Raw genomic sequence first — 24,809 nt, forward strand, 5'->3', positions numbered from 1 at the left:
TTAGCTATCTCGTTGAGCCTTCATTGGTACTTCTAAAGTATTGAACCTCGTTAAAAACGGCTATCTTTGATCAAAGACAAATCAAAAGCTAAAGTGTATCAAAAGACTTAAAACAGCATTTCCTGTTTTGCTAACCCTGATCGTAACAACTTCCATTATTGGATGTAAGGAGGATGGTCGTGTCGTTGCACCGGAATTGGAAACCTTCATAGGAAGTTGGGCCATGGAATCGGTAACGCTTGAAGGTACTTTACTTGAGGAATGGCAACAAGTAGTGATCACCTTTGAGCAAGAAAGTGAGGAGGGAGGCACCCAAATTCACCGGGTCATTTGGTTTGGCATCCTGAAGGCGTATGGAGTATTGAAGAGAAAGCAGTAGGGCTGTTATCTTTCGTAATGAATGATACCTCGAATGTGACTGTAGTCACTTACGATGAGGAAACCATGACTTTGGCTCGAGGGTTACCATGGACTAGTTACAACCCTTGTGATTTGAATGATCCTAATGTAGAAGCATGCGTGTTGCCTGTTTATGGGACCTGGTTATTTTTTATGAGGGAGGAACAGTAGCAAAAATGAATTCCCTCTACTTTCAACGACCGTGTCGAAAGCAAAGGGAATAGTTAGCTCACTCATGCCTCGACCAACGCTCTATCAAAACCAAAGACCCTGGGTGCAAAGGTGGCGTCTAGTCCCATGCCTTTAGCGGCTTGTTGTAACTGCTCTGGCACGTCACCACAGAAAAGGAATGGTCCGGGAACTGCGATTTCCAGTAAAGCGGGAAAGTGTCCTGCTGCCGTAGTACTTAGGTGAAATCCTAATGCCGCTCCATCTTTGAATAAGTCGTATACCACCAGGGTATCTGTAGCCTCTTCAAAGTAACATGCCACTTGCAGGGCATCAGGTTCATTGGCCTGCATTTGGTTCGTCACTTCATGATACGTGGCTTTCAAGGCTGTTGCGTGCCCGGGTTTTGCGGTCCATTTGTAAACGACTGTGATTGCTTGATTATTCATGATCTTGTTTTTTACGAATTGATTATGAAACAAAAGTATGTCCTAAAAGCACCCATAAGAGGTGTATTTTACGACACTTATAAGGGTTGATTCGGACAAATAAATCATTTACTTTTGTAGATATAATGCAGCATCTCAGTATTCTAGTTCCAAGAGGCCTGGCCATTGTCGATACGATTATTGGATCAATGAATCTTTTTCAGATGGCCAATAACTATTACCGAAAACAGGGGTTTTCCTCTGAAAATCTTTTTGATATTGATCTGGTAGGCTTGTCTAAAGACACAGTTTCTTACAATCGCGTATTTGCAGTTCAACCTACTAAAACGATTGATCAGGTGCAGAAGACTAGTCTGATCATTGTCGCAGGTATTGTTGGCAACATGGATGAGCAAATAGAACTCAATCGGCCTTTTGTTGGTTGGATGAAAGAACAGCGAATCAAGCACCATTGTGAGATCGCAAGTTTATGTCGGGGAGCCTTTTTACTGGCAGAAACTGGCCTGATGAATGGAAAGTCCTGCGCCACGCATTGGTTGACGCATGATACGTTTAAACAACGCTTCCCACAAGTCAATCTGATTCCGGAAAAGATCATCAGTGAAGACAATGGGATTTACTCCAGTGGGGGAGCCTACTCTTTTTTAAACTTGTTGCTGTACCTGATCGAAAAATACTATGGTCGCGAAACAGCCATTTGGTGTGCTAAAGTTTCAGAGATCGAGTTTGATCGGCTGGATCAAAATCAATTTGTTATATTCAATGGTCAGAAAGAGCATGCGGATGAAGAGATCATTGCCATTCAGGAGTTTATAGAAAAACACTACTCAGAAAAGCTGAGTATCGAAGAACTTGCAGCAAAGATGGCTACCAGTTCCAGAAATTTTGTGCGAAGGTTTAAGAAAGCTACCAGCAATACGCCGATTGAATATGTGCAGCGAGTGCGAATAGAAGTAGCAAAGAAACAATTGGAATCATCCACGATGAATGTACATCAGGTAATGTATCACTGCGGCTACAATGACGATAAGACTTTCCGTACCATATTCAAGCGCTACGCAGGCCTGACTCCACTGGAATACCGAAATAAATACAACCGGGAAATGGCGTACGCATGACCTCCTTTTAAATAAAGAAGTTAAGAGGGTCGATACTTGGGAATTCCAAAGAAGAATGGACTTGAATGACATACCAATCATCATTCCGTCTGAAGCTTCTTAATCGCTTCTTCGATCATTCTCTTCATGAATGGAGGGTCTTCGCTCTTCTGCAGAATAGTTCTCAGTTGTGTGGCTGTTTGAGGATCGTCAATATGGACGATGGCCACCAGTGCTCTGTTTTTTATACCATTTCTGAAATTGCGTAAAGCTCTTTCTGTTATTCCATCCCAAATTTCCTTGTCGCCATTTCGGCTTAAACGTTTCATTCTTGCCATGAATTTGGCTTCCGATGTTTCGTCTGGGCCGTGTTCGAGTACATGCAGCAATTGACCGACGTATTGCTTTTTATTTGCTTTTATAGCAACCAGTGATCCGGTTAAGTCCTGTGGATTTTCATAACAATCCTGTAGCAAGTAACTATTTATTGCCTGATCGATCCGTTCTTGTGCCTGGATGAATCCCGGGGCAAGGATTAAGGCCATAATGACCCAATTTTTGAAAAATCTCTGCATTTTTTAATTAGCTGAAAATGAACCATCTGACCAGATACGTTTTTGGATGGATGGACATCCACCCGTGCTCTCTTCCTGATGTGAACAGATTCTAAAATCGCCGATCGTTCTTAAGCCAGATATACTGACATATGAACTTGGAGAGTAGAGTTGCCTAAACGTTTGACCTTCAGTAAGATATTCACGGGACCTACTCGAACTAAACATGACATTGGTATTGTCAAAATTCCGGTCGAACTGATCCGGATGCGCGAGGCCCATAGCATGTCCGAATTCATGAGCAAGTAGCCCGCCCGTGGTTGAGCGGCCCATCCCAATGATATTGTTACCGCAAAACACGCCGTTACTGGTTAATGAGCCTGTGCCAAAGTCCACCGCATCCACATAGTAGACATTCAGGTTAGTTGGATCGAATCCAATCCTTTCGGTCAATTGAAAGTTATTGCCGCAGGTATAGTTCAGAAACTGATCTCTATCAGCAGATGAGGTCATGTCATTGATCTGTATTTCATCGATTCGAAGACCAGCTTTTTCAGATGCCCAGATACTATTGGTAATGTTTATCGCATCAATAATCAGTTGTTCCATCTCATCAAATGGTTCTGCAATGACCCAAAAAGTAACCGGAAGATTGATTCTTTCATTAAGCGTGATTGGGATGATATCTTGCTCTTCCGACCATGGAACATTGGTCATCAAAGTAGGTGCATACTGCGAATGGAAGGCGATCAACTCGTTACGTGTATGATCACTAAAATTGCCAGACAATTCAAAATCTGGAGCTGCAGTGATTTCACGTCGGTCATTTACCCCTCTTCCCGTAAGGCTTGCCGGTCCTGGTTCTACGAACCCGTCTACCAACAGACCTATTTCACCTTGAATCTGCTGTGTTGGAAACTCAATCCGGTCATTGATGATTTCGGGTTCAGGCATCATTTGCTCATCATTCTTACAACTGATCAGCCATAGTCCGCTGAACAATAGCCACTGAAAAAATTGGGTTTTCTTCATCATCGTTATTTTGAATCGAGGCGTGGTTGATTACTTGTTTAAAATAATAAACAACCGCAGACGTATGATCACCTACCATCAATTTTCATTAAAACAGCTGTAAGTCTTTGACTCGCATCAGCTCTCCATCATAAAAGCTCCTAAAGTTTCCCTGGATTGATCTTCAATGGGTAAACTCTTCTTGGTAGTATTGCTCACCTGAACAATCACCGTTTTAGCTTCAGCTACCAGTTGGCCATTTTGAAATATCCCCTGATACAATTGCAGGGATGTGCGTCCAATTTTGGTAATACCCGTTCCAATTTCAACTTTCCCTGGCCAATGGATTTCTGCGCGGAAGTCGATTTGCAAGGAAGCGATCACAAAACTGATCTCGGCTTCTTCAGGATTGAGGTTATCACCATAGATGATATTCACCCGACCTGTTTCCAGATAGGTAGCAAAGACCGCATTGTTGACGTGGCCCTGTCGGTCTGTATCCGCATACCTGACCTTATCCCAGGATGTGGATGGGAAATCCGAGAGCTGAATGGATTGATTCATAAAATTCAAAATAAATAAAAGATCCATTGAACCCGAAGCCAGTTCATGTGTATAGTACAAAAAACAAGATGAAATGAAAGGTTTCCTGGTTGCTTTATGTATATCATGCTCCTTGTTGGTACAGGCCCAACAATACCTGGTAATCGAAGGACAAATTTGGGACGGTACAACGAGCAGTCCATTACCCTTTTGCTCCGTATTTATAAAGGGAAAAGAGGTTGGTACCGTCGCGAATTTCGAAGGCAGGTTTAAGATCAATATTCCTGAATCCATGCAATCCGATACACTGGTGATCAGTCATGTCGGCTATAAGAATTACTATGCGATTGTTGGTGAGTTATCGGAAGAGATAACGGTCAAGTTAGAAGAGGCGCCAATTGACCTTGATGTAATACAGGTAACCACTGACCGGTTGTCTGCTCAGGAGATTTTCGGCAAAGCCATCGATAAGATCAATTCCGGTAAAGGCTATCCCGAACAAGACTTCCGAATGGACGGCTTTTTTAGAGAACAACACAGAAGCGAAGGTGTTCCAACGGGTGTGCTGGAATGTGCCATCAGTGTCTTTGATGATGATGTGACCACCAAATTCAAAGACATAGCCATCAACCAGTTTCGAAAGGTATATGATCGCAAACAGAACACCGACCAGTTCATTGATACCAAAGAAGGACACAATCATTTGCTGTTGCTATTGAATGGCGGGATCAACCTCATTCCTTTGGCCAGACGCTATAAATCTTCGGTCTGGAAATTGCCACTTGAAATCAAGGAATTGACCTATTACAATGATCGCATGGTCTACGTACTGGCCAATGAAAATGAACGAAGGAAACTTCAACTGTATGTAGATGTAGATGACTTTACGGTTTATAAGAATGAATTGATCCTGGAAGCAAAAGACTCAGACTATGAAAGCTATGCCTGGCGCAAAATGAATAGCAAAGGTGAGGAGTGTGGTGCTGTTTATGATCACCAGTCTTATGAGTACCGATCAATCAACGGAAAACTATTTCCTTACTACTCTTTCCGAAGAATGGATTTTAGCTGTTTTGATCCGCAGCAAGAGGCAATTATTGCCACAGCCCAACTAAAGAAAGAATTGTTGGTCAATCATGTGACCTACAATCCGGTGGTCACAGCAAAGGACAAGCTACGTAAGAAACAAGGCTTGATCAATCGGAAAGAGCCCTATGATTCGGTCTTCTGGAAGCATTTCAACGACATACGTGAAATTGACCTGGATGTCACTTTGTACAAAGGTCAGCATGCAAATGCGATGCAAAACATGACAATCAATCCTGCAGCAACTGTGAAAGAAGAAAGCATGGAACAACCCTTGCAGATTGGCGATCATGCTGCGCGGATATTTACACGCGCCGATACCTTATATGGAACGCTTACTCCGGATTTGGACTGCTATGATGTGCATCATTATGAATTGGACCTTGAGATAGATCCTATACAAGAAGTCATAGCTGGTGAGGTAATCATGAGCTTTCAGGTATTGAAAGGAACCCATGAAATAAGACTAGATCTGTTGGAACACATGACCATCGATGAAATTACAAAAGAAGGGAAGCAGTTACCTTTCCGACGTGATCTTGATGCGGTTTATGTGTCCATTGAGGAAGGGTTGTTGCCGCGAGGTAATTATTCAATCAAAGTACGGTACAATGGGCATCCTTTAGAAACCACTTTTGGAGATCAATGGACCGGCGGATTCATGTGGAGTCAGGACATTGAGGGCAATCCATTTTCGCAAACGCTATGTCAGGGTAATGGGGCCAAAGGCTGGTTCCCGGTCAAGAATCACTTGTCAGATGAACCCGATAGTATTGACATCAAAGTTACCGTCCCTTCGAATTTAGTAGCAGTAGCCAATGGCCAATTGGTCAAAAAAAAGTACTTGCAAACACCAATCAATATCATTGGAAAACGACTAATCCCATCAATACCTATGACATTGCTGTTCATCTGGGATTATATGAAAATACGAACTCCACTTTTCAATCCGTCACAGGAGAAGCCTTGAAGGTAGATCATTACTTTCTACCCCAGGATGCTGAGTTAGCCAGAAAGAACCTGGAAATGGTTCCGAAAATGCTGGAAGTCTATGAACGCTATTTTGGACCTTATCCATTTCAGGAAGACGGCTTTAAAATGGTACAGTCTCCTTATCCGATGGAGCACCAAAGTTGTGTGGCAGTTGGTCCATACTTTGATGATTTTCTGATCCTGCATGAAACAGCCCATGAATGGTGGGGAAACAATGTAAGTATTACCGACAATGCTGACATTTGGATTCATGAAGCATTTGCAACCTATGCGGAATCGCTTTATTTGGAAGCTACACTAGGCTATGAGATGGGGCAACGGTACCTGAATTCCCGAAAGAGCGAGATATTAAATGATCATCCGGTTCTGGGGATTAGGAATGTAAATCATTTTCATTATCGTATTGAAGACAAGTACACCAAAGGTTCGTTGATGATCAATACCCTCCGGCAGATGGTCGATGATGATGAGTTATGGTTTGAGACGTTGAAAGCCATCCAGGAAGATTTTAGACATGGCTTCATTGACACAGAAACCCTGATCAACTTCATGGAATTGCAATTGGAAATGGACTTATCTTCTTTCTTCGAACAATACCTCCAGACTACACAAATTCCGACATTGGAAATGAAGCAAAATGATATGGGTTTTTCATATCGTTGGACACATGTTGTTGATGGGTTTGATATGCCATTAAGGATAGGTGAAATGGAAATTATTGCGACTGCCGAATGGCAACAGACAACCATCGATCTGGGGCAAAAATTTAAAAAGCAGCTGATGGATGCCTATTTGATTCAGGTAATAGCGCTTGATGATTGATAACAAGGATCGACGAGATAGTTCGTTTATCTTTAATCAATGAACTTGCAATTGGCCTGTACCTACCAGAAAAGTAAGAGGAAACTACAGTTTGAGCGGCTACTACGGCAGCATGTCAATCCTGATCAATTAAAAGATGCAGCTGCACCAAATTCCTGGCTCTATTTCAGAAGGACCAATCCAAGAAAGTTTGAAGTATACATGGATGAGGATTTTGAACTCATCCCCAATAGAAATCCTCTTTTTATGTGGCTCAATAAGCCCAATGTTTTACAGGGTAGGATACGAATTTCAGAAGGTGGTCTGCTTTGCATCCATTGGAATGGAACCTGGACGGATTGTGTTCGGTTTGAAGGGGAATGGGTTGAAGCCCTCGCGACGGAGACGATTGTTTGGGATCACTACTTGGTGGCAAAGGGTAAGATACATGCAGGTAAATGAATGCCAACGTGAGCAAATTAAATCAATATCACCTTCACGCTTTCGCCCATGCTAAACTTCACTTCGAAGTTTATGATGCCAAGAGCTATCTGGCCACCAGAATGGAGAAAGCATCAAGACCACATCGACACAGCTATTACCAATTGATCTGGTTTAAAACCGCGGGCAATCATTACATAGATTATGAAGTTGTTGAGCACCCGGCAAACGCCGTATTTATGATCAATAAGAATCAGGTACATCATTTTTGCCGGGATTCTCCTAATGAGGGTATACTATTCCATTTCAATGATATTTTCATCGTTGAACAAAATCCTGACTTATTGGATAGGTGGTCGCTCACTTTATTTAGTGAGATGGTTACCCATTATGTAATTCTGGATCAAGAAGTGATAGAAAAGGTGGATCGGTTTACGGGATTAATTCGTGAAGAGGCAGCTAAACAAGATAAGTTTTACGCTGAGGCTATCTTTCACCTATTTGCGGCTATTATGGTGATATTGGAAAGAAAACTTGACGTTTTGTCTCTAAATAAAACCTTCAGTGATGCTTTCATGCTTGCGTCAAAGTTTAAGAAATTAGTCGTTGATAACATTGAACACTTTTGGAGTATCGATGAATTTGCCGAAAGGTTGAACATTACTACAAAAGTGTTGACCAAAGCAACGAAGGAAGTATTGTATCAGACTCCTGCTAAAATCATAACAGATCTCAAGGTGTTAGAGGCCAAAAGAATGCTTTCGAACCAATCTTTATCTGTCAAGGAAATTGGTTATCGATTAGGGTTCGAACAGGCAACTTACTTTACGAAGTATTTCAAAAAAGTTACAGGGGTTACTCCCAGAGCGTTCCAGCGGGCACTGCAGTAATTTACCATCCAAAAGCCTTTTTTTACCATTCCTGACCTGCGCGGCAAGCGTTTGACTTGTTCATAATAATCATTGAAAATTAAGATGAAAAGTCAAGCATTAATCATTGGTGGTTCTACTGGAATGGGAAAAGCCACAGCTGCCTTATTAGTAAAAGAAGGAGTCGAAGTATTTATCATTGGGAAAGAAGAATCAGGGCTGGAGTCCTGTCAATCAGAGCTTTCCCAGCATGGCGTGGTACATACAATTGCTTTGGATCTTTTTGACTTTGAGGCAGTTCGTCAATTCTCAGCCACATTGTCCAATCAAATTTCCAACCTGACTTATTTGGTCAATGCAGCGGGATACTTTAGTCCCAAAGCTTTTTTGCAGCATGAAGAAGCGGATTACGATATTTATCACCGTTTCAATAAGGCATTTTTCTTCATTACGCAGGCCGCGGCAGAAGTGATGAAAAGTAACGATGGTGGCTCTATTGTAAACATTGGAAGTATGTGGGCGAAACAAGCGATCAAAGCCACGCCTTCCTCTGCTTATTCTATGGCAAAGGCAGGCTTGCATGCGTTGACGCAACATCTGGCAATGGAGTTGGCCGAGCATAATATTCGGGTTAATGCGGTTTCTCCTGCAGTCGTAGTAACGCCTATTTATGGTGCATTCATTGAAGAAGAAAAGATCGAAGAGACCTTACAGGGATTCAATGATTTTCATCCTATAGGAAGAGTGGGTAGACCAGAAGATATTGCCAAAACCATCAAATTTCTATTGACTGATGAAAGTTCTTGGGTAACCGGGGCCATTTGGGATATTGACGGTGGTGTGATGTCGGGCAGGAATTAGTTCAAAAGTTACGATTCCTTGAGTCCCTGGTTCATTTCAGGGACTTCAGTTTCATACATGTCCACTTTTAAGGAGCATCCAGGCTCTCTATGCAACCTTTATTCAGGCACTTTTGATTTTGACTGATTTCCGAAACACACCTGGTGAGACGCCATGCTTTTGTTTCCAGATGCGATTGAAATACGCCGGCTCACCATACCCTAATGCCTGAGTGATTTCCTTGACGGTCTTTTCAGAATGAAGTAGAAGCTTTTCGGCTTCTTGCAATTTGATCTTGTTGCGGTGCTCGGCAATGCCTATTCCGGCGTGTTCTTTGAATAATCGGTTAAGGTTACGTTCACTCATGTTCATCTCAGTGGCCAACTCATGAACAGTCACAATTTCATTGATACGCGATTGCAGAATCTGTTGCACTTTGTAAACCACGGGGTGAAATTTGTTCTTGAAATTGAGGAACGTGTTTTTTTGTGAACCAATGTTTTCGCGTCGGACATTGATGACCAGTTCCCGCGCGACTTCTGCTGCCAGGATCGGATCGAAAATCTCTTCCAGATAGGCCAGGGTCATGTCTATACCAGTAGTCATACCCGCACTGGTGTAGATGTTGGCATCAACGGAATACAAGCTTTCTTCTTGTAGTTGCACCGATGGAAATTGTGTCTTGACCCAGTCGAAACACTTCCAATGCGTACTGGCTTTCTTGCCATTTAAAAGTCCAAGGTTCATCAGGACGATGGAGCCCGTACAGATGGATAATATGGTGCCTCCTTGACGATGATGATCCCATAGAAAATCGCTGGTGGAGGCCAGTTCCTGATCGAGCATTCCAATGGCCAGTTGCCTGAAGTCTACTCCGGGGACACAAATAATGTCTCTTCTTTTGGGACTGATGTCATCTATCAACTCCAGCCTGGAGAAGTGAATGTGCTGTTCCGTTTCAATGTCATCCTTTGTCGAGACATAGATGATATCAAATTTCTTTTTACCGATTGTATTGGCCTCGTAAAACACCTGAACAGCTCCGGCAAAGTCAAAGACGTGTACTTTGGAAAAGAGCAGAACATATACTTTATAATTATCTAAATCAGACATTTATTTATCTTATTAGGATAAATGTAGTTGATCAATCGGAGACCCAAGTATTATTGATTAGTCAAAAATTCACCAAGATGAGAATTACACTTACTACTATCGTTTTAGTAATCGTTTTTATGTCCAACGCACAAAATGCTGAAGTAGGTTTTGTTTGTGGCCCTTGTGGTTGTGGGCAAGATGAAGTTTTTCATGACAAGCCGGGCAACTGTGAGGCTTGTGGTATGGAATTGTTTGCCGCATACAAAAGGAAGTACAAGCCCAGCCGAGGCCAGGTGACCAATGCACCAAGAAAGACCGTGGCCATTTTACTATTCCCAGGTGTTCAGATTATTGATTATACGGGACCTTGGGAAGTTTTTGGACAGGCCAATTGGAATGTTTTTACCGTGGCCAAAACGGATGAACTACTGGAGACGGCCATGGGCATGCAGGTCAAGCCGCACTATACTTTTAAAGATGTGCCAGAAGCCGACTTTTTGCTGGTGCCTGGAGGTAATGTTCAACACAATGACACGGACATACAAAAGTGGCTGCAGCAACAAGCCACAGAGAAAGAGCAAATTTTGTCTGTTTGTAATGGCGCTTATCACCTGGGGGCTGCTGGGCTATTGGATGGCAAGCAAGCAACCACCTTTGCACCTTTGATCCCGGGACTCTCACAAGTAGCTCCTAAAGCGGAAGTGTTATCTGATGTGCGATGGACGGACAATGGCAAGATCCTTACTTCTGCCGGTTTATCATCCGGCATTGATGCCGCCATCTATCTGGTCAGCAAATATCAGGGGTTAGGGAACGCCCAACGGATAGCCACACATTTGGAATATGACTGGAGTCCTGATAAAGGATTTGTACGGGCATCATTGGCAGATATGCACCTGCAGGGCTTTGGACAATTCATCAATCAATTTGACCGGGAATGGTTGCGATACGAAGGAGATCAAAATGAATGGTATATGGAAGTGGCTGTCGATACGGAGCTTTCAGAATCCGAGTTGATGAAAGTCATCGAGTTCCAGGCAGAAAAAGGGTATGATTGGGCAAAATCTGGTAAAGGCTGGACTTATGAAGTCAAAGGCCAACAATGGGAAGCGAATTTCAACATTGAAAAAGGTGAAGCAGCTAAGAAGATCATCAAGTTTCGGGTGCAGAAAGCTTAAGCACCTTCAATCATCAGCAGAAATAAAAACGGCCTTCAATTTTTCAATTGAAGGCCGTTTTTTTGATAACCACGTCTGCCAGAGGCAGGAGGTTATTTATATCAATTGAGCACGAATTTCTTGCTCACCAACTGACCGTCTATTTCAAATCTGGCGATGTATAATCCGCCTTTTAAGTTGCCGCGGTTCCACTGAATCTCTCTGCTTCCTGATTTAGGCTGGATCGATTGCAATACTCTTCCGTTCAGGTCAATAATTTCTACCCGGCTAGGGGTCAGGTCGCCTAATTGAATCGTCGCAATTGATTCGACAGGATTTGGGCTGATGGTGATTTTTGAGGAAAGTTCCTTTTCAGCACTCAGCGCTATGTCCTGGATATAAAAATCATCAACAACCCAACCAAATCCGTTGGTATTGGCATCTGCAAACATTCTGAAGCGTATCAGGATATTATCTCCAGCATTGAAGTGATCCAACAAATTGATGGAATGAGATTGGAATAGCTCTGAGGTTCCATTTTCTCCTGCTTCATAGGCAGCTAGCCACTCAGGATAACGTCGTGCATCATAGCCATCTTCGAGAGGAATCCAGTTGAGCCCGTCAGAAGAGGCTTCCACTACTACGTAATCCCAAAACTCGAAATCACCGAATTCTGTCCCGTCTTCACCGGGCTCAATCAATGCAACGTCCTCGTAGGTCAATGTTGCGTCACTAGCGGCTACTTCGATCGGCACGCGTAAGTAGAATACACTTTCCATCGCATCGCCATATGGGTGCGGGCTGTGTAGGGCCCGAGCCTCAAATCCTTCTTCAGTTCTGATCTGTAGACCACTTCCGATGAAGTCGCCAAAAGATGCACTAAAGTTGGTGCCATAAGAGCCACTGATATCCGTAGGTTCGAACATGAACGTCAAACGTTCTACAGAGGTGAAGATCTGCCCGTCGAGATAAGCCGATAAATTGACTCTTCGATTGCCGCTTAACCCACGGTTTTCATATACCTGTGAAAGTGATCCTATTTCATTGTCGTAAATGGTGCCTATGATTTCACCTTCAAGGAAGACCTGAATCGAATCAAAAGCCTCAGAGAAATTGAAATTAAAATTCAGGCCTCCTGTAGGCTCTACATAAACCTGTTCTACGATAGGAGCTATGACAATTCCTTCTAATTCTACACTCCAGATACCTCGTCCATAGGTGGCAATGACCAATTGGTTTTCTGCCAGTTTGAAATCATAAACATTGACCGGCGGCATGTTGTTTTCCATGAGATTCCAGCTTTCACCGCCATCAAGAGATTCGATGATCCCGATCTCAGAACCTACCCAAATGCGATTATTGTCGCTTGGGAAAACAAACAGACAGTTTACAGCTACATCCGGGAAGCCTTTGGAACTTGCTGCTCCTGAACCATCAAAACCAGAAATGTCTTCCCAGGTTTCACCCAGGTCGGTCGTTTTCAGCACTTTAGGGAATCCCGCGAAAGAGAACAAGGCATAAGCGGTGTTTTCTTCAGTTGGATGTGTACCTATTCCAGCCACGGATCCCATATTGAACACATCGTAGTTTTCTGTTTCGTTGAATGTTTGTCCACCGTCCGTAGACACATGTAAACGATTGGCCTCATTCAGACGGCCACCTGCCCAGATTACATCAGGGTTGGCATATGAAACTTCTACGTCCGCAGCATTTGAAAAAGACCAGGTGTTAGCATTGTTCATGGTGGCAGCTGACCATTCTCCTCCAAAATCATTGGAAAACCATACGCCAGTCGCCCCTGTAGTAAAGATTCTGTCTGGCAGCTGTTTGTGGTGAGCTAATCTTGTAATGAATGGGCCATCGTCATCAAAGCCATTGGAAGCACCAATCCAGGTTTCTCCACCATCAAGGGTTCTTGAAAAACCATTAAATTGTGAACCACCGATGATTTTGTCAGGATCTGAGCTGTGCCACAGCGCTTCAAACCCGTCACCACCAATACCAAAGACCGCATTGACATCAGCACCGCCTTCAGTCCCATCTGGGTGATACCAGGTTCCATTATCTTGCGTGCCACCGATGAATCGATTTTCACCAGGAGCTTTGTCTGCCCCATAAAACTGGGTGGTGTTATAGCCATTACTGATAAAGTTAAAATCGCCTTGTGCAGGGCCAGGTGAGGTGCCTCTCTCTGTTGTGTAGACACCACCGTCATTACCTACCAATATCCTAAACGTCTGATCATCATCGTTTTTATCATAAACGACATAGTTGTGCTGGTCAGGGTGAAGACCTTGTGCACGGGTGGATTGAGGAAAGCTATTGATGCCATTGAAAGCGTTGTAGGCATCTGAAACTACTGTGGTATTTCTATAGACAGCAGGAGTTACATTAAATACGACTGCTAGTTGACTCTCCGGCAAGTCATCTGGATCGAAAGTAGCACCAGCAGCAAGTGTTGTCCAGAAGAAATACATTTGTCCGTTTTCATGACCCCCATCCTGGGTAATGGTATCTGCCGCAGTTTCAGAATAAGGAATGTTGTGAATGTACAAGTATTCCCTTGAATGGGTAGAACCCGCACCATCGGTATTCGTGGCAATCAAGTTCCAGGTACCATCTTCCTGTTGATCCCGGAAAGATGCCATCAACTGAACGTCATTTCGTGTATCCCATACCTGAAAAGGAACTTCCACGTAATCTTCATAGATATAATCTTCAGCAGCGACACCTGGTCCTTGCCCACCGACAGAGAATCGATGCGCCATTTGAGTTCCCTGACCAAATCGAACCTCTACTGGCAATAAGTCTCTCTCGGCAACACCACCAAACTCAAACCCTTGAGAGGCATTACCTGTAAAGTTGACAAAGTTCATGAAAGAAGGTGCTGCATCATAGTTTACAGCGATGATCGTAAGATCTTCTGCATCTCCTTCGGCTAGCTCAAACAAAAAAGTATTGACACCACCGACATAGACTTTATTAGCATCATACGGATGAGGCGTGATGATATTATCGTACCAACCCTGACCACCAAGGAAATCTTCGTTGGTGCCCGATTCGTTGATTGCCAGAAACCAGTTTGCACCTCCGTCATTGGAGACATAGAGATCAGAGCCTGTACCACTAACACTTCCCTGTGAAGAGGCCCAGATACGATTCGTATTCACTGGAGAAACAGTAATTTCTACCCTTCCGCCAGGAGACAGGCCATTGTTGACATATTCCCAGGTTAGACCTTCGTCAGTGGACTTGATGACGCCCACGCCATTGATAGCAACATATAACGTGCTGAAATCAGAAGGGTCATAATCGATATCGTCGTGTCGTTCGTTGGTACTGGACCTAAGTTGCGTCCAGGTCGATCCTCCATCTTCAGTTTTATAAATAGCGGATGAGAAAGGTCCCCATACGCTACTTCTCGTCGTAGCGATCACAGTATTTTCATCGTTGGGATCTACCACGATTCTGGATACATTTCTAAAATCAGGGTAGTCACTGGGGTCAGCGATTTGCGTCCAGCTATTTCCTCGATCTGTTGATTTGAATAATCCTGCTCCATCGATATCATTGGTGAAGTGCTCGCCGGTACCCGCATACATGACATCCGTATTAGATGGGGCCATGACGAGCGTATTGGTGCCCAGGTTGGGAATGTCATCAGAAAGGTAAGACCAGTTAGCTCCATTGTCAGTGGTCTTCCAGATTCCTCCGGAAGCAGATCCGGCGTAAAAGGTTTCTTGATTCGGATCATCCGGGTCGATCACCAGGCCACGCGTTCTTCCACCAACATTTCCAGGCCCTCTTTCAATGAACTCCATGTTTTCTGTTCTTGCCGCATTTTTAGAGCTTCTTTTTTTAGCCGCCGCATACTCTTCCATCACCTGGTTCGGTCCATACTTCGGTCCGTCATCTCCGTCTCGGGTTCTCAATTGACGTTGTATGATACCATGCATTTCAGGTTGGTCGGCCTTGGCGATTCCCATTTTTTTCTTGGCCGTCTTTTTATCTAACCAATCCTGATATGGGTCGTTTGTGCCTTTCTCTTGTTTGACCGTTTCTTTTTTCTCGACAATCTTTTGATTTAAATCTGACACATCCTGAACTTTATAGATCAGGACCATGGTGCCAGCAATCAATGTCAAAAGCAGTATAATTTTTCTCATTTCCAAAGGGGTAATTAAGGGGTATTTGATTCTTTTTCTTTCGTGTCCAGATTAAATATGTAAGAGGTAGTATTCGATGATTGCTTGTCCTGAATCACTTCGGGAGTTTCCTGTATCAGAAGCTTCCGGTCTGAGTGCCAACTCACTTTGGCATTTAGTTTTTCCGGGCCGTAAATGATCGCTGCATTTTTATTATTAATGACCAGTACTGTCTTTCTGTTAGTCAAGGTTTGCTTATTGACTGTAAAACAGAGCGAAAGGTCACCTCTGTCAATTTTTTCAAACTTGTTTCCAAGTTGTTCAATAATGACATCCCGAGGATTAATATCCTGTTGTTGGCCCTTTTCTGAGCCCTTACAGGACATCAACACGATAAGTGCGATGATGGGTATTTGTTTAAGCATATGAACTACAAGTATTATAGAACAGGCGGGGTTATGAACTTAGGTTTAATTTGATTTATGGAGTGTGAAACACTTCCCACATACACAAATGTATATGCATCGAAGCTAATCATCAATTTTTAAGTGTTGTAAGCTGTGGATATGAATTTATTATTGATCGTCTGTCTGAGGACAATGAACGATTTCCTGAAGCGTTGGGTAGGGTATGGGTCATGGTTAAGGTATATACAGGAAAAGCACCCATGAACCCTACACACTTACTACAAAATATCCATCGCCCCATGATTCTGGTTTGTATTGTCCATTTTTTACTACTTGCTGGTTGTTCGGAGGAGGAAACTTCTAAACCAGTCAGTGATTCCATCAATAAAATCATGCCTTTGGGTGCTTCACGGGTAGAAGGAGATCGCCCTGAATATGAAAGTTTTCGATTTGAGCTTTGGTTATTGCTGACGGATGGAAACTGGGATTTTGATTACATGGGCACACGAACTGATGGAGGCTCTTATCCTGCCATACGAGACAAACCGTCATTCGACCGGAACCATGAAGGCCGGGGAGGCTGGACTTCCGGAGATATTTTAGAAGGAATTGATGGTTGGTTAGCTGAAACGGGTGCACCGGACATTGTGCTTTTCAGCTCTCCTGGGGGAAATGATGCTTTGCTAGGGCTTGATTATGATCAGGCTGTATCAAATATCAATGCCATCATCGATGCTATTCAGGTAGTAAACCCCGAAGTAACAATCATCATTGAACAGCTGGCCCCTGGACACTCAGAGATCATGACAGGTGAATTGCTGATGTATTTCGATCAGATCCAAAGGGACTTACCGCAGTTAGCACAAGAACAAACAACCGATACTTCTCAGGTAATCGTTGTGGATATGTTTACAGGTTTTACCGATGATCTGCTTGCGGATGATGTACATTACAATACAGCTGGTGCTAAGTTCATCGCACAACGGTATTATGCGATGTTGGAGAGCGTCTTGAAATAAGTGAGCAACAGCTTCAAGCGTGTGTTCCAGACCTGGTTTTCGTTACTATTTGAATTGCGCAGCCTCTGATTCCGTTAAGGTCTTGTCTGTCGAGCTGATACTAACGATTTTCCATTCGCCATCAATTTTGTGGTACCGGGACTCCCAGGCAAATTGTGCGTAGTGATGCGCGCCCAGGTTGCCATCCTGATCTATGTATTGTAGATCAATAAGCTTCTTCACGAACATCACGGCCCAATTGCCGTCCCCTGAAATTTGAATGATGGGAGCTTGTAAGTCATCCCAGCGGGTGTACTTGACGACCTTGAAGTAGCTTTCGAATCTGGTTTTGATCTCTTCGTTGGACAAGGTGCTGATGTCACCCTTATCTACATTGATCATGCTGTCGGCAATTTGTGAGACGAGTAAAGCCGCATTATTTTCCATGTGTGCTTTTCGCTGAATCTCATTGGAGCGAAGTAGCGCTACTTTGTCACTTTTCTGTCCATAACTTGCATTTGCCAGCAAGTAGCAGAAAAGAAGAAGTGTCCCCAGCCTAAGACAGGGGACTTTGAAATGACTATTCATCTCTTAAAGACTTCACCGGATTAGCGATGGCTGCATTGATGGATTTATAACTTACCGCGATCATCGCGATGATCAATGCACCAAGTCCAGCGAATACGTAAACGGATAAGTTGCTAATGCTCAATAAATCAATCCGATACTGGAAATCGCTGATCCACTTGTCCGTGTACCAGTAGGCAATGGGCCAGGTAATGATATTGGCAAGGACGATCAGGACCACAAACTCCCTCATCAGCAGGGTTACAATTTGCCTAATGGTGGACCCCAATACTTTTCTTACCCCAATTTCTTTTTTACGCTGTTCCACCATGAAGAAGGACAATCCGAATAGGCCAAGACAGGAAAGAATGATCGATAACCAGGTGAAGGCAGCCACTAACCCGGCAAAGAACTCATCCGAGGCGAAGATCTCGTTGAATTCCTGATCGAAGAACTGGTAATCGAATGGATAGTTGGGGAAGGTTTCCAGCCAGGTGGTCTCAAGGTATTGCATGGTTTCACTGATATTCTCAGGACTGATCTTTACGTTGAAATTGCTATTCGGGTCAGGATTGTAATAGATCATCAGCGGCTCAATCTTGTGCCGCATGTTGGAGAAGTGAAAGTCCTCAATGACTCCCACTACTGTTCGGGTTGTTGCATTTTCTCCCGTTCCAAATACCAGCTTTTTCCCGACGGCTTCATCCCATCCGAGGGATTCCATCATGGCCTGGTTGATGATGATGGATTCATTCTGATCCGCCCCATAGCTCGCTCCATAGTTTCGACCGGCGGCCATTTGGATGTTCATCGTCTCGAAATAGTTTTCATCAACAGACATTACACTCACGATCCAGGGTTCATCTTCATTACCACCCTCTACATTTACGCCACCACGACCGAACGTTCTTCCGGGCATGTTGCTGGAAAAGGAGCTTTGCAGCACACTTGGATTTTGTGCAAGCTGATCTTGAAAACTTGGCATGCCATCGCTAAGCCCGCCATCATTCACGTTGATGGTTACGATTCGCTCCTTATTGAATCCCAGACTTTTGTTTTTGATGAAATAGATCTGGCGCGAAACGATGAGTGTGGTGCAGATCATTCCAATCGCCGCCACGAATTGAAGTACTACTAATACTTTCCTTAGCCAGATGCCATTCGAACTCGCGTGGAATTTTCCTCTAAGGATATTTACGGATTTGATGCTAGACAATACTAGGGCAGGGTAGAGGCCCGCCAATGCGCCAATAACAAGAGACAGCCCCAGAAAGGCGGGCAGCACTATGGGATTATTTGTAATGAGAGGCATGAGCTCGAAATTCATGTTGAGTCCTGCTTCTTCCACGGCGATGTAAATGATTCCCATGGAGAGGACCATGGCCATGAATGCCATGAATATCGATTCGATCATGTGCTGACTGATCAACAATGAGCGAGAGCTACCCACCACCTTTCGGATACCAATTTCTTTGGCGCGGGTCGTGGATTGAGCAGTAGTAAGGTTCACGAAATTGAATGCTGCGATCAGCAAAATGAATAAAGCCACTCCTGATAGCGCATAGACATAAACTTTGTCGCCTTTATTTTCATGATAGAAGTCGAAGAGGATCCCCGAAGATTGTAAATGGATGTCTTCAAGAGGTTGCAGTTGCGGAATCCAAAAGTCATTTACATCATTAGCAAGGGCGATTTCGGCCAATTTTGCCTCTACCGTTTTTTCATCCGCACCCTCGGTGAGTGCAGCATATCCGATCATGCCGAGACCATTCCATGAGTCTATGTATTGCGCCAGCGAAGAGTCTGCCTGAGCGGGGTATAGGGACATCAATACGTCATATTCCAGGTGTGAATTTTGTTCCAGATCATCCATGAGACCGACCACTTCCCAGCTTTGATCATTGATCTCCAGTATCTTGCCCAATTTCTCACCACCACGGCCGAAAACAATTTCGGCAAAAGATGTTGTCAAGATCAATTTATGCGGTTGCTCAAACTGTTTCAGGGTTTCATCCCGGTTTTGGATGGGCAGATCGAAAATCTCGAAGAAGTCGTTTTCGACATAAAGAGCATGATCCGAATAGTAGCCGACATCTCCCTTTTCCATTCGTTGTTGTCCAGCATACAGCACCCTGGACGCCAGCTCCACTTCTGGGATTTCTTCCTTGGCAGCTAGTGGCATGCGAGGATTGGAAATGGCAACTTCATTGCTAGTTACGCCCAGTGCTTCATCGATGGTGGTAAACCGATAAGTTCGGTAAGATTTTTCATTCCATCGATCATACGAAACGTCGTTATAGACCGATAGGCTTAGTAAGATAAAAGTGGAGAAACCAAGGACAAGTCCAATGGTATTGATGGAAGTGGTGAGCTTGTTCTTCCGAAAATTACGGATTGCCACCAGTAAAAAAGTACGTAGCATGTGTTAAGTTTTTGACCTAGACCAAATTACGTAGAACCTGCGTGTACAGCAATCGACCTTATTTCAACTGGTAATTTGTAAGGATAGGAGGACAGTGTTTCCTATTTAGGAATGGAATTTGAGGCAAAGAGATTTGAACCTGACCAAAAAGATACTTTTTGTAGTACTGGTTTTTATGATTGTCGCAACTCCTTCCAATGAGTAATTGGACAATCCTCTGGTAACCTTATTTTTGACCTGTCATCCTTGTTGATCAATAGATTTTCTGATATGAAACGTAATCCTGTTCAAATTATCGTATTCCTTTTGATTTTGAGTTCCTGTACAGGGACAAGCGAGAGCCAACAAGCATCGGAACAACAGACCGACCCCAGCAACGACATGCCTTTTAAGGTGGAGATTCTGGATGAACGAGCCCTTGAAATCATTGATAAAAATGCGGAGTTCAAGGTGCTGGCGTCAGGGTTCACATGGACGGAGGGGCCCCTCTGGGTGGAAGAAGGAAACTTTTTGCTGTTTTCCGATATCCCGAACAACAAGGTTTATAAGTTGGATGAAAACAACAACACGACCACCTTCATCACTCCGTCTGGCTATACCGGGCTAGGATCCTATGGAAGTGAGCCAGGGTCTAATGCTTTGTTGTTGAACAATGAAGGTGAACTGATATTGATGCAACACGGGGATCGAAGGGTGGCAAGGATGAACGCTACATTTGATAACCCTCAATCAGATTTTAGTACAGTGGTCGATAATTATGAGGGTCAGAGGTTCAATAGCCCCAATGATGGCGTATTTGATCAATCGGGAAATCTCTATTTCACGGATCCACCTTATGGATTGCCTGGCAAAATGGAGGATAGCCGGAAGGAACTCTCTTTTCAGGGAGTTTACTGTCAACTTGCTTCTGGTGAGCTGGTCTTGATTGATAGCTTATCCAGGCCCAATGGGGTTACGCTTTCTACGGATCAAAAGCGACTGTATGTGGCAGTCTCTGATCCCGGGCATGCGGTTTGGTATCAATACGATGTGGTAAGTCCGGGACAGTTGAACAATAAACAAGTTTTTTACGACGCCACTCAACTAGTAGGGCAGGAAGGGCAGCAGGGACTTCCCGATGGGATGAAGATGCACAGCAAAGGGTTCTTGATTGCTTCTGGACCTGGAGGAGTTTGGGTATTTAACCTGGAAGGTAAACCAGTCGCCAGGATCTACACCGGCCAATTGACCTCAAACTGTGCGTTATCTACCGATGAAAAGCGACTCTTCCTCACGGCGGATGATTACATCCTTGAAGTGGCATTGAAATAGAAAACGCAATCTCTCGGCTTAGCCGAGAGATCGATATTTTTGGGCCTCCAGGCCCATTCTTGATACAAAATCAATTCCCACAAACACAATGCGGTCGGCTGAAGCCATGTGCTTCGCTGTGCCAATCGAAGTTGTCATTGTGACCATCAATCTCCCAATAGAACTTACCCCGAGGCTTGTTGTAGTTGCCAATTTCATTCATCGTAGAAGTATCATACAGCCGGCCATTGATCATGACATGCGTCACATATTGTGAGTTTTGGATATCCGCCAGCGGATCTTTGTCCAATACAATGATGTCTGCCAGCTTGCCCACTTCAATAGATCCAAGGTCATCGCCCATGCCAATGTAATCGGCGCCGTGAATAGTGGCCGCTCGCAACGCCTCGTAGTTGGTCATGCCACCTTGCTGCAACATCCACATTTCCCAGTGAACGCCGAGTCCTTGCAACTGGCCGTGTCCGCCGACACAAACCCTTACATTCCGATCCACCAGGTCTTTGAGTGATTTGGACGTCAGAATATGTCCGTTTTCAAATTCTTCCATCGGTACCATTGTACGATGACGTGAACGGCTGTCAATGATCCCACGAGGGGTGTACTTCAGCAAGTGCTCATTCTCCCAAACGTTGGAGGTTTGGTACCAGTAGTATTCCCCGGTCATTCCTGCATAATTCACGATGAGGGTAGGCGTGTTCGCTGTTTTACTGGCCTGCCAAAGTTCCAATACGTCTTTGTAGAGAGGAGCTACCGGAAGGTTATGCTCGATACTTGTATGACCATCCAGGATCATTGTCAGGTTGTGAAAGAAGGTAGACCCTCCTTCAGGATATACCATGATCTCCTGATCCCTGGCGGCTTTGATGATTTGCTGGCGTTGCTCTCGACGCGGTTGGTTATAACTTTTGATACTGAAAGCACCATAACCTTTGGTTCTGCGAATGGCAAATTGTGCATCATCCTCACTGTTGACCACTGCCTTGAAATCACCATCAGCACCGTACAGAATAGTGCCGGTAGAATAAACCCGAGGACCTACCATGCTTCCGGATTTTACCATTTCCGATTGAGAAAGGGACATTTCTGAATTAGAAGAAGGATCATGAGTAGCTGTGATGCCAAAAGCAAGGTTGGCGTAATATGGCCACTCCTTTTGGGGACTCAAGCCATATCGGAAGGCATTGAGATGGGCATGCGTATCGATGATCCCTGGCATGATCACTTTACCCGAAGCATCGATCACGGTAGCTGAGTTAGGAATATCAACATTCGCTCCAACAGACTTGATGCGATTGCCATCGACTAGCACCGTTCCGTTTTCAATCACCTCTTCACCTTTCATGGTGATGATTTTTGCATTAGTGAAAGCCACCAATCCTTCTGGGCGGTCTGTGTCCAGTTGTAAATTGATTTTGGTGATGGTTTTTTCGATTTCACCGATGCTATCCGGTGAGCCTTCCAGGAAGGTAAATGCTTCTTTCAGCGGTACAGAATAATGCTGATTGCCCAGCGTCCAGTTCAGCTTTTGACCATCTCCCGACCATTGCAAATTGATGCCCGCATCATCCGAAACTTTGGTCATTGGGACTGCTTTTTGTGTGCCAGACAGTTCGAAAACTTTTCCATGATCGGCGAAAGGCATCACATATACGTGGTATAATTCTCCGAATGCCAGCCACTTATTGTCTGGGCTCAGTACGAATTGATTGGCATATTTCGAGTGGAAATGCGTCCGCTCTTCAGCACCTTGCAGGTTCACACTTTTGTAACTTTTGTCCAAGGCTCCAAAGAGGAATCCCCCTTTTTGATAGTAGATGCGTTCGCCTGTCTCGTTGAAGGAAGGAAACTGGCCATCATTGTTCACAAAGTTCGGTGTGCCACCACCTGCATTCATCCAGTAGATGCCGGGTTTTACCGTGTATGCGTGGCCCATGGCTCCATTGCCAGCTTCTTTGTAGTACACGATTTTCGACCCGTCGGGTGAGTAGGACGGCTGTCGGTAGATGCCTTTTTCACTGGTCACTTCAACCGGAATACCACCAGAAGCAGCTACCTGCATGATCTTACCTTTGGCTTCATCGTTCCAGGTCACGAAAATTACCGTTTTTCCATCAGGGGAGAAGTTGGGTTCAAATTCCAGGTCTAAAGTATTGGTTAGTCTTTTCGCTTTTCCTTTCGGGAATTTCATGGAATAGAGATATCCTGCAGCGTTGAAGACCAGCGTCTTACCATCAGGTGAAAGCTTTGCTCCACGGATCACCTTTGCATCGAAATTATCCGGATCAGGATCTACTTTAAATTGTACCGCATCTGTGATTTTGTGTGTGGCTGTCGCATCGAAAGGGATAATGATACTTTCTCCTGTTTCGGTGTTCACTTTGTTGATCTTGCCCCCGGCCCAAATGATGACATGTTTGTTGTCTGGCATCCAGTTGTAATTGGTGTAAACCCCGAAGATGGCCCAGGCTTCTTGTTGATCCTTTGACAATTGGTCAAAAACCGGGCGTTGAGTCCCTGAAGCCAGGTCACGGATATACAAAACGGATTTTGTACGCACCCTTCTCACAAAAGAAAGCTTCTTGCCATCGGGAGAAAGTTGGGGCCTGACCGCACCTCCTGGTCCATTCACGATGATTTCAGTTGCTCCAGTTGTTCGATCATATCTTTTGATCACATAGATCTGACTATTAGGATTTTTGTTGTACCGAAAAAAGCCACCAGGGTAAACATCCTCACTGAAATAGACATACCGTCCATCAGGACTAACTACTGGCTCTCCTGTATCTTGTTGGTCATTTTTTCTTTTGGTGAGTTGTACACCATTGCCACCCGTTCGGTGGTACATCCATAGTTCGCCTGCACCTAGTGAGCGCTGGGAAGTGAAGTGCTTTCGAGCGATCATGAAGTCACCATCAGGAGTCCAGACCGCATTGTTTAGCAAACGAAAACTTTCCTTAGTGACTTGTTTAGCATCAGAGCCATCGATGTTCATGGTCCAGATGTTGTCGCCACCACCGGCATCACTGGTGAAGGAGATCGATTTTCCGTCAGGAGAAAACCGAGGTTGAATTTCAAAAGCATGGCCACCACGAAGTAGTTGTGCCTTGCCTCCGGAAACTGGCAATAAATAGATGTCTCCCAGTAAATCAAATACAATTTGAGAGCCATCAGGACTTACGTCCAGATTCATCCAGGTACCTTCATCAGTGTTAATTGAAATTTCTTTGAAGGGTTCAACCGGATTGTTGATGTCCCACTGGGATTGGGCAAGGATGAAAAAGCTGAAAAATAGAAAAAATGGGGGGAGGATGAACTTCCGTCTCATAGGAGCAATAAACCAGGTTAATTACAGTGTGTGATTCAAAGATAATTGATTGATTCTTCGGGTATCAAATATTGTGATGAAGGGCGGAAAGCTTCGGTAATTTTTCCACTTTTGTGGCAGCCAAATCATAT

Annotated in this window: 21 protein-coding genes; 11 read left to right on the forward strand and 10 right to left on the reverse strand. The window is 44.2% G+C overall.

The annotated features are described in order from the left end of the window. The first annotated feature begins 127 nt into the window (after positions 1–127). Positions 128–379 carry a hypothetical protein gene (locus tag R8G66_08950; GenBank protein ID MDW3192481.1) on the forward strand — a complete coding sequence of 84 codons (252 nt, stop codon included), beginning with the start codon at positions 128–130 and terminating at the stop codon, positions 377–379. A gap of 17 nt (positions 380–396) precedes the next feature. Beyond that, on the forward strand, positions 397–570 hold the full coding sequence (locus tag R8G66_08955; protein ID MDW3192482.1) for a hypothetical protein: 174 nt from the start codon (positions 397–399) through the stop codon (positions 568–570). Positions 571–632: 62 nt separating this feature from the next. Here R8G66_08955 and R8G66_08960 read toward each other — a convergent pair whose 3' ends face one another. Next, entirely contained in the window at positions 633–1,016 is a 384-nt protein-coding gene (locus R8G66_08960; GenBank protein ID MDW3192483.1) for an antibiotic biosynthesis monooxygenase, read from the reverse strand. A 125-nt stretch (positions 1,017–1,141) separates the two neighbouring features. Between R8G66_08960 and R8G66_08965 the strand changes: the two genes are divergently transcribed. Further along, positions 1,142–2,134 (forward strand): helix-turn-helix domain-containing protein, encoded by a 993-nt coding sequence (locus R8G66_08965; GenBank protein MDW3192484.1) that lies wholly within the window; start codon positions 1,142–1,144, stop codon positions 2,132–2,134. A gap of 80 nt (positions 2,135–2,214) precedes the next feature. Here the strand turns inward: R8G66_08965 and R8G66_08970 are convergent, their stop codons facing one another. The 3 genes from R8G66_08970 to R8G66_08980 form a co-directional block, all read right to left on the reverse strand. Next, a complete protein-coding gene (locus R8G66_08970; protein MDW3192485.1) occupies positions 2,215–2,658 on the reverse strand; it encodes a hypothetical protein in 444 nt (147 codons plus the stop codon). Between the two features lie 33 nt (positions 2,659–2,691). Further along, on the reverse strand, positions 2,692–3,702 hold the full coding sequence (locus R8G66_08975) for a hypothetical protein (protein ID MDW3192486.1): 1,011 nt from the start codon (positions 3,700–3,702) through the stop codon (positions 2,692–2,694). A gap of 114 nt (positions 3,703–3,816) precedes the next feature. After that, positions 3,817–4,242 (reverse strand): thioesterase family protein, encoded by a 426-nt coding sequence (locus R8G66_08980; GenBank protein MDW3192487.1) that lies wholly within the window; start codon positions 4,240–4,242, stop codon positions 3,817–3,819. 73 nt (positions 4,243–4,315) lie between these two features. On the opposite strand from R8G66_08980, the gene R8G66_08985 reads away from it, so the two are divergent. From R8G66_08985 to R8G66_09005, 5 genes are all read left to right on the forward strand, one after another. Continuing rightward, a complete protein-coding gene (locus tag R8G66_08985; protein MDW3192488.1) occupies positions 4,316–6,277 on the forward strand; it encodes a carboxypeptidase-like regulatory domain-containing protein in 1,962 nt (653 codons plus the stop codon). Next, a complete protein-coding gene (locus tag R8G66_08990; GenBank protein ID MDW3192489.1) occupies positions 6,274–7,122 on the forward strand; it encodes a M1 family aminopeptidase in 849 nt (282 codons plus the stop codon). The genes R8G66_08985 and R8G66_08990 overlap by 4 nt, the downstream gene beginning before the upstream one ends. A 39-nt stretch (positions 7,123–7,161) precedes the next feature. Next, positions 7,162–7,563: a hypothetical protein gene (locus tag R8G66_08995; GenBank protein MDW3192490.1), complete on the forward strand. Its 402-nt coding sequence runs from the start codon at positions 7,162–7,164 to the stop codon at positions 7,561–7,563. Between the two features lie 8 nt (positions 7,564–7,571). Further along, positions 7,572–8,432: an AraC family transcriptional regulator gene (locus tag R8G66_09000; GenBank protein MDW3192491.1), complete on the forward strand. Its 861-nt coding sequence runs from the start codon at positions 7,572–7,574 to the stop codon at positions 8,430–8,432. 84 nt (positions 8,433–8,516) lie between these two features. After that, on the forward strand, positions 8,517–9,272 hold the full coding sequence (locus R8G66_09005) for an SDR family oxidoreductase (GenBank protein MDW3192492.1): 756 nt from the start codon (positions 8,517–8,519) through the stop codon (positions 9,270–9,272). 102 nt (positions 9,273–9,374) lie between these two features. Here the strand turns inward: R8G66_09005 and R8G66_09010 are convergent, their stop codons facing one another. Beyond that, complete coding sequence (locus R8G66_09010) at positions 9,375–10,364, reverse strand: helix-turn-helix domain-containing protein (GenBank protein MDW3192493.1); 990 nt, start codon at positions 10,362–10,364, stop codon at positions 9,375–9,377. Positions 10,365–10,441: 77 nt separating this feature from the next. On the opposite strand from R8G66_09010, the gene R8G66_09015 reads away from it, so the two are divergent. Beyond that, entirely contained in the window at positions 10,442–11,524 is a 1,083-nt protein-coding gene (locus tag R8G66_09015; protein MDW3192494.1) for a DJ-1/PfpI family protein, read from the forward strand. Positions 11,525–11,625: 101 nt separating this feature from the next. On the opposite strand, the gene R8G66_09020 is transcribed toward R8G66_09015, so the two are convergent. Both R8G66_09020 and R8G66_09025 read right to left on the reverse strand, forming a co-directional pair. Continuing rightward, the gene (locus R8G66_09020; GenBank protein MDW3192495.1) at positions 11,626–15,669 is read right to left on the reverse strand and encodes a T9SS type A sorting domain-containing protein; all 4,044 of its coding nucleotides are present in this window, start codon (positions 15,667–15,669) and stop codon (positions 11,626–11,628) included. Between the two features lie 14 nt (positions 15,670–15,683). Continuing rightward, complete coding sequence (locus tag R8G66_09025) at positions 15,684–16,073, reverse strand: hypothetical protein (protein ID MDW3192496.1); 390 nt, start codon at positions 16,071–16,073, stop codon at positions 15,684–15,686. A gap of 212 nt (positions 16,074–16,285) precedes the next feature. On the opposite strand from R8G66_09025, the gene R8G66_09030 reads away from it, so the two are divergent. Continuing rightward, positions 16,286–17,074: a GDSL-type esterase/lipase family protein gene (locus R8G66_09030; protein ID MDW3192497.1), complete on the forward strand. Its 789-nt coding sequence runs from the start codon at positions 16,286–16,288 to the stop codon at positions 17,072–17,074. 45 nt (positions 17,075–17,119) lie between these two features. On the opposite strand, the gene R8G66_09035 is transcribed toward R8G66_09030, so the two are convergent. Together R8G66_09035 and R8G66_09040 are read right to left on the reverse strand one after the other, a co-directional pair. After that, on the reverse strand, positions 17,120–17,641 hold the full coding sequence (locus R8G66_09035; protein ID MDW3192498.1) for a hypothetical protein: 522 nt from the start codon (positions 17,639–17,641) through the stop codon (positions 17,120–17,122). Continuing rightward, positions 17,634–20,042 (reverse strand): ABC transporter permease, encoded by a 2,409-nt coding sequence (locus R8G66_09040; protein MDW3192499.1) that lies wholly within the window; start codon positions 20,040–20,042, stop codon positions 17,634–17,636. Before R8G66_09040 ends, R8G66_09035 begins: the two co-directional genes overlap by 8 nt. Positions 20,043–20,312: 270 nt before the next feature. Here R8G66_09040 and R8G66_09045 point away from each other — a divergent pair, with 270 nt between their 5' ends. Continuing rightward, positions 20,313–21,353 (forward strand): SMP-30/gluconolactonase/LRE family protein, encoded by a 1,041-nt coding sequence (locus R8G66_09045; GenBank protein MDW3192500.1) that lies wholly within the window; start codon positions 20,313–20,315, stop codon positions 21,351–21,353. Between the two features lie 70 nt (positions 21,354–21,423). On the opposite strand, the gene R8G66_09050 is transcribed toward R8G66_09045, so the two are convergent. Beyond that, positions 21,424–24,678: an amidohydrolase family protein gene (locus R8G66_09050; protein ID MDW3192501.1), complete on the reverse strand. Its 3,255-nt coding sequence runs from the start codon at positions 24,676–24,678 to the stop codon at positions 21,424–21,426. Positions 24,679–24,809 lie beyond the last annotated feature (131 nt).

The sequence above is a fragment of the Cytophagales bacterium genome (assembly GCA_033344775.1).
In the GTDB taxonomy this organism is placed as follows: domain Bacteria; phylum Bacteroidota; class Bacteroidia; order Cytophagales; family Cyclobacteriaceae; genus JAWPMT01.